The 6,449-nt window shown below is 67.3% G+C and carries 6 protein-coding genes; 5 read left to right on the top strand and 1 reads right to left on the bottom strand.

Annotated features, from left to right (window positions below; translation table 11 throughout):
• Positions 1-6: 6 nt before the first annotated feature.
• The 3 genes from ACFVJ3_RS28155 to ACFVJ3_RS28165 all read left to right on the top strand — a co-directional run bounded on the left by ACFVJ3_RS28155 (position 7) and on the right by ACFVJ3_RS28165 (position 4,702).
• Positions 7-975, top strand: coding sequence for a proteasome assembly chaperone family protein (locus ACFVJ3_RS28155; RefSeq protein ID WP_378455178.1), 969 nt, complete (start codon positions 7-9; stop codon positions 973-975).
• Between the two features lie 144 nt (positions 976-1,119).
• Positions 1,120-2,157: an alpha/beta fold hydrolase gene (locus ACFVJ3_RS28160; protein ID WP_378455179.1), complete on the top strand. Its 1,038-nt coding sequence runs from the start codon at positions 1,120-1,122 to the stop codon at positions 2,155-2,157.
• 40 nt (positions 2,158-2,197) lie between these two features.
• Positions 2,198-4,702, top strand: a complete 2,505-nt coding sequence (locus ACFVJ3_RS28165) for a DEAD/DEAH box helicase (RefSeq protein WP_378455180.1) — start codon at positions 2,198-2,200, stop codon at positions 4,700-4,702.
• 3 nt (positions 4,703-4,705) lie between these two features.
• Here ACFVJ3_RS28165 and ACFVJ3_RS28170 read toward each other — a convergent pair whose 3' ends face one another.
• On the bottom strand, positions 4,706-5,110 hold the full coding sequence (locus tag ACFVJ3_RS28170) for a DUF5997 family protein (RefSeq protein ID WP_378455181.1): 405 nt from the start codon (positions 5,108-5,110) through the stop codon (positions 4,706-4,708).
• A 58-nt stretch (positions 5,111-5,168) separates the two neighbouring features.
• Here ACFVJ3_RS28170 and ACFVJ3_RS28175 point away from each other — a divergent pair, with 58 nt between their 5' ends.
• Together ACFVJ3_RS28175 and ACFVJ3_RS28180 are read left to right on the top strand one after the other, a co-directional pair.
• Complete coding sequence (locus ACFVJ3_RS28175) at positions 5,169-5,918, top strand: LysR family substrate-binding domain-containing protein (protein ID WP_378455182.1); 750 nt, start codon at positions 5,169-5,171, stop codon at positions 5,916-5,918.
• Positions 5,919-5,961: 43 nt separating this feature from the next.
• Positions 5,962-6,449 (top strand): IS701 family transposase (locus tag ACFVJ3_RS28180; protein ID WP_378455183.1); only part of this gene is annotated, 488 nt, incomplete at its 3' end.

Below are 6,449 nucleotides of genomic sequence, written 5' to 3' on the forward strand. Positions count from 1 at the left end.
TCTGTAATGGACGAACAGTCGAAGATGTACGAGCTGGAGTTCCCGGCACCGCAGCTGTCCTCCGCGGACGGCCAGGGACCTGTGCTGATCCACGGACTCGAGGGCTTCTCCGACGCAGGCCACGCCGTCAAACTCGCCACGACGCATCTCCGTGAGAGCCTCGAGAGCGAACTGGTCGCCTCCTTCGCGGTCGACGAACTCGTCGATTACCGCTCGCGTCGGCCCACCATGACGTTCAAAGCCGATCACTTCTCGGACTACGATCAGCCCGAACTGAACCTGTATGCGCTGAAAGACACGGCGGGCACCCCGTTCCTGCTGCTGGCCGGTATGGAACCCGATCTCCGCTGGGAGCGGTTCACCACGGCGGTGCGTCTGCTGGCCGAGCAGCTCGGTGTGCGCCGGACCGTGGGCATCAACGCCATTCCGATGGCCATCCCGCACACCCGCCCACTCGGGGTGACCGCGCATTCCACCAACAAGGACCTGATCAAGGATCACCAGCGCTGGTCGGGCGAACTGCAGGTGCCCGGTAGCGCGTCCTCGCTGATCGAATTGCGGATGGCGCAGCACGGGCACGAGTCCGTCGGATTCTCGGTTCACGTTCCCCACTACCTGGCTCAGACGGACTACCCGGGGGCCGCCGAGACCCTCCTCGAGAATGTGAGCGACGTCACCGACCTGGACCTGCCGCTGGCCGCGCTCGGCGAGGCCGCGGCACGCGTCCGGGAACAGGTCGACGAGCACATCGCGGGTAACGAGGAGGTACAAACCGTCGTCCACGCCCTGGAACGCCAGTACGATGCGTACGTAACGGCTCAAGAACAGCAGTCCACGCTCCTGGCCAGCGAAGAAGACCTGCCGAGTGGTGACGAACTCGGTGCAGAATTCGAGCGTTTCCTCGCCGAACAGGCCCTGCAGGACGGCGAGGGCGGCGACTCCGAGGAGGAGGGGGGATCACAGGGCGGGGCGTGACCGAGGATCGGATGTGCGGTCGCCACGCGGACACTGTGCGACCGCACGGTCCAGTTGTTCGGCCGAGAGCGGTGCAATAGCGTCGAGATGAAGCGGATGATTGAGCTGTCAACATTCGGGAGTGCACCTAGTTCAGGAGGCGACATGAGCGACACCCGCATTCGTAAGCTCAGGCCCGTTCCGAACGCCGAAACCCGCATGATGTTCCGCACGATCCACGGCTACCGCCGCGCGTTCCGCATGGCAGGCGAGGGTCCCGCGCTTCTGCTGATCCACGGCATCGGCGACAACTCGTCCACCTGGACCGAGATCATCCCGCACCTCGCCAAGAACTACACCGTCATCGCCCCCGACCTGCTGGGTCACGGACGCTCCGACAAGCCGCGGGCCGACTACTCGGTCGCGGCGTACGCCAACGGCATGCGCGACCTGCTGTCCACCCTGGGCATCGACAAGGTCACCGTCGTCGGTCACTCGCTCGGCGGCGGTGTCGCCATGCAGTTCTCCTACCAGTTCCCGCAGATGGTGGACCGGCTCGTCCTGGTCTCGGCCGGCGGCGTCACCAAGGACGTTCACCCGCTCCTCCGTCTCGCGTCGGTTCCGGTGGTCAACGAGGCGCTGAAACTGCTGCGCATTCCCGGCGCGATGCCCACCGTGCGATTCGTGGGGAACGTGTTGAGCCAACTGAACGGAACGCGACTGCGTCCCGGAGCGATGCTGCACGACACACCCGACCTGGTACGCGTACTCGCGGAGCTGTACGACCCCACCGCCTACGAGGCGTACCTGCGCACCCTGCGCGCGGTCGTCGACTGGCGCGGCCAGGTCGTCACCATGCTCGACCGATGTTACCTGACCGAGAACCTCCCGGTGCAGCTCATCTGGGGCGATCAAGACGCCGTCATCCCGGTGAGCCATGCCCACCTCGCACACGCGGCGATGCCCGGCTCACACCTCGAGATCTTCCGCGGCGCAGGCCATTTCCCGTTCCGCGACGACCCGATGCGGTTCCTGCGCACCATCGAAAAGTTCCTGTCCGTAACCCATCCCCTGCAGTTCGACGAAACGAAGTGGCGGCAGATGCTCGTCACCGGCGTCGGTGAGAGCACCATCACCGGCAGCGCGTCCACCCGCATGGCGGTCCTCGACGCGATGGGATCGGACGAACGCAGCGCGACATAGGCCCGGCAGCGGCGCACCGCGTTCCGGCTAGCCTGTAGCAGTGCTTCTCTCCGACCTGCTCCCCGACAACGCGGATTCCGATTCCGTTTTCGACGCCTTCACCTCCTGGACCGAAGAACGGGGTTTGACGCTCTACCCCGCCCAGGAAGAATCCGTGATGGAGCTGGTGTCCGGGGCCAACGTGATCCTGGCGACGCCCACCGGATCCGGCAAGTCGATGGTGGCGGTCGGCGCCCACTTCTACGCCATGGCCACCGGCAAGCGCACCTTCTACACCGCCCCGATCAAAGCCCTTGTCAGCGAAAAGTTCTTCGCCCTGTGCGAGGTGTTCGGCGCGGAGAACGTCGGCATGATGACCGGCGATGCCGCCGTCAACTCGCGGGCACCCATCATCTGCGCGACCGCCGAGATCGTCGCGAACCTCGCGCTGCGCGAGGGCGCCGACTCCGACATCGGTCAGGTCGTGATGGACGAGTTCCACTTCTACTCCGAGCCCGACCGGGGCTGGGCGTGGCAGGTACCCCTTGTCGAACTCCCCCACGCCCAGTTTCTCCTCATGTCAGCCACCCTCGGGGAGGTCGACTTCTTCTCGTCCGACCTCACCCGCCGGACCGGCCGCCCAACCACCGTCGTCGCGGGCACCGAGCGTCCCGTTCCCCTCTTGTTCTCGTACGCCACGACTCCCGTGAGCGAGACGATCGAGGAACTGGTGACCACCAATCAGGCCCCGGTCTACGTGGTTCACTTCACCCAGGCCGCCGCCCTGGAACGGGCGCAGGCCCTGACCAGCGTCAACTTCTGTTCGCGCGAGGAGAAGGACGCCATCGCCGAAGCCCTCGGCGGCTTCCGGTTCACCACCGGATTCGGCAAGACGCTCTCGCGCCTCGTCCGCCACGGTATCGGCGTCCACCACGCGGGCATGCTGCCGAAGTACCGCCGTCTCATCGAGAAGTTGGCGCAGGACGGTCTGCTGAAGGTCATCTGCGGCACCGACACCCTCGGTGTGGGGATCAACGTCCCCATCCGCACCGTGCTCCTCACCGGGCTGACCAAGTTCGACGGCACCCGCACGCGGCACCTCCGCGCCCGCGAGTTCCACCAGATCGCGGGACGCGCGGGACGCGCCGGCTACGACACCCTGGGCACCGTGGTCGTGCAGGCGCCCGAACACGAGGTCGAAAACCTGCGCGCACTGGCCAAGGCAGGCGACGACCCGAAGAAGCGCCGGAAAGTACAGCGCAAGAAGGCGCCGGACGGCTTCGTGTCGTGGAGCGAGGCCACGTACGATCGCCTCGTCGCCGCGTCACCCGAACCGCTCGTCTCACGGTTTTCTGTGTCGAACTCCATGCTGCTCAACGTGATCGCGCGCCCGGGCAACTGCTTCGAGTCCATGCGGCACCTCCTCGAGGACAACCACGAGTCGCGGCCCGCGCAGCGCAAGCACATCCTCAAGGCGCTGTCGTTGTACCGCGGGCTGATCGACGCCGGCGTGGTGCAGCGACTCGAAGAACCCGACGCCGACGGCCGCATGGCCCGGCTCACGATGGAACTCCAGCGGGACTTCGCGCTCAACCAGCCGCTGTCCCCGTTCGCCCTGGCCGCCCTCGAACTCCTCGACGTCGAATCCGATTCCTATGCACTGGATGTGGTGTCGGTGATCGAGTCGACCCTCGACGACCCGCGGCAGGTCCTCATGGCGCAGCAGCACTTCGCCCGCGGTGAAGCGGTCGCGCAGATGAAGGCCGACGGGATCGAGTACGAGGAACGCATGGAACTGCTCGAGGAGGTCACCTGGCCCAAGCCTCTCGCGGACCTGTTGTTCCCGGCGTTCGAGATGTACCGCGGTGGGCATCCGTGGATCACGGAGTTCGCGCTGTCGCCCAAGTCGGTCGTGCGCGACATGGTCGAGCGGGCCATGACGTTCGCCGAAATGGTCAGCCACTACGGTCTGGCCCGTTCGGAGGGGCTCGTGCTGCGGTATCTCGCGGACGCGTATCGCGCACTGCGCCAGACCGTTCCGACCGAGGCCCGGACGGAGGAGCTGGACGACCTCATCGAGTGGCTGGGCGAGCTGATCCGCCAGGTCGATTCCAGCCTGCTCGACGAATGGGAATCCCTCACCGATCCCGGCGCCGAGGGAGACGAGCAGCAGGTCGCGTTCGGCGCCGATGTGCCGCGCCCGATCTCGGCGAACACGCGGGCATTCCGGGTGATGGTGCGCAACGCCATGTTCCGGCGTATCGAACTCGCGTCGCGGCGGCGGTGGGCCGAACTGGAGGGACTCGACGACGGCATCGACGCCGGGGAGTGGGAGGACCAGCTCCAGCCGTACTTCGACGAGTACGACTCCCTCGGCACCGGCCCCTCGGCACGCGGCCCCCAGCTGTTCCAGGTGGAGACCGCGCCCGAGCTGTGGCGGGTGCGGCAGGTCCTCGAGGACCCTCAGGGCGATCACGGGTGGGCGTTGACGGCGGTCGTCGACCTCCCCGAGTCCGACGCGGCCGGCGAAGTGATCTTCGACGAGCTCAGCATCGTCGAGGGTTAGCGGTCAGGAACGCGGCCGGCGGGGCTGATCACGCCGCGCCGCGTTCTTCTCCTTGATGCGGACGGTCTCTTTGCGGACCTCGGCCTGGGTGGCGCGTTCCTGCTGCAGCCACTCGGGACGATCCGCCATGAGCGCGTCGATCTGCTCGGTGGTGAGCGCCTCGGTGACGCCGCCTCGGCCGAGGCCCGCGATGGATACCCCCAGCTTCGCCGCGACCACCGGCCGCGGGTGCGGGCCGTTTCGGCGCAGCTCGAGCAGCCACTCCGGCGGATCGCTCTGCAGTGCACTCAGCTCGTCGCGGGAGACGAGACCCTCCTGGAACTCCGCGGGGGTGGCCTCGAGGTACACACCCAGCTTCTTCGCCGCGGTGGCGGGCTTCATAGTCTGAGGGCTCTTGTGCGACGTCATGGTGTCAAGAGTAACGAGCGTGTGCGATGCCGTTGACCAAGGCCGGTAGCCTGACGGAGTGACAGACGCGGATGCATCCCCTTCGTTCCGGCTCGCGTATGTCCCGGGCGTGACCCCCACCAAGTGGGTGAGGATCTGGAACGAACGACTGCCCGACGTCCCGCTCACTCTCGTCCCGGTGGCGGCCGCCGACGCAGCCGTGACGTTGCGCGGCGGCGGCGCGGACGCGGGCCTGGTGCGGCTGCCGATCGACCGGACCGGTCTCAGCGCCATCCCCCTGTACACCGAGATCCCCGTGGTCGTGGCGCCGAAGGACCACGTCGTGGCGGCGGTGGACGAGGTGTCGATCGCGGATCTGGCCGACGAGATCGTGCTGCACCCGCACGACGACGTCCTCGTCTGGGACAGCTTGCCGGGACTGCCCGCCCAGGACCGCCCCGCCACGACGGCCGACGCGATCGAACTGATCGCCGCGGGGATCGGGCTGCTCGTCGTCCCGCAGTCGCTCGCGCGGCTCCACCACCGCAAGGACCTCGTCTACCGGACGGTGTCGGACGGCCCGGAGTCACGGATCGCACTGTCGTGGCCCGAGGACGACACCACCGAACTGGTGGAGGAGTTCATCGGCATCGTTCGAGGCCGGACCGTCAACAGCTCCCGGGGCCGCACCCCGACTCCGGCTCAGCCGAAGAAGAAGCGTCCCGCCGCGGCGGCTGCACGCCAGAAACCGGCCGCGGGGGCCAGGACGTCACGGTCGGGCTCCGGAACGAAGGGCGGCAAGAAGGGCAAACCGCGGCGGCGGTCCTAGTACTGCAACGGCACTTGCTTGACAGGTAGACGATACTGATTGTGTGGTCCTTGATCTGGTTGTCGCCGAGTTGGAAGCGTTGCATGAGCGGATCTCCGGTCGGTTCGCCCGGTCGGAACCGCGTACCCGAGTCCGTGAATATGTGACGGGTTTGGTTGCGGGTCTGGAACGCAAGAACGGGTGGACCCTCGCCGAGCGGGCCGGTGAGATCAGCCCGGACGGGATGCAACGGTTGCTGCGGCGGGCGGACTGGGACGTCGACGGCGTGCGCGACGATGTCCGCGATTACGTCGTCGAACGCCTCGGCGACCGCACCGGCGTACTGATCGTCGATGACACCGGATTCCTCAAGAAGGGCACCCGCTCGGCCGGGGTGCAACGCCAGTACTCGGGCACCGCTGGGCGGGTGGAAAACTGTCAGATCGGGGTCTTCCTCGCCTACGCGAGCGCGGCCGGGCACGCGCTCATCGACCGGGAGCTGTACCTGCCCGAGTCGTGGACCTCCGACCGGGACCGGTGCCGCGCCGCCGG

The organism is Rhodococcus sp. NPDC127593 (assembly GCF_042671975.1).
Lineage (GTDB): Bacteria > Actinomycetota > Actinomycetes > Mycobacteriales > Mycobacteriaceae > Rhodococcus_F.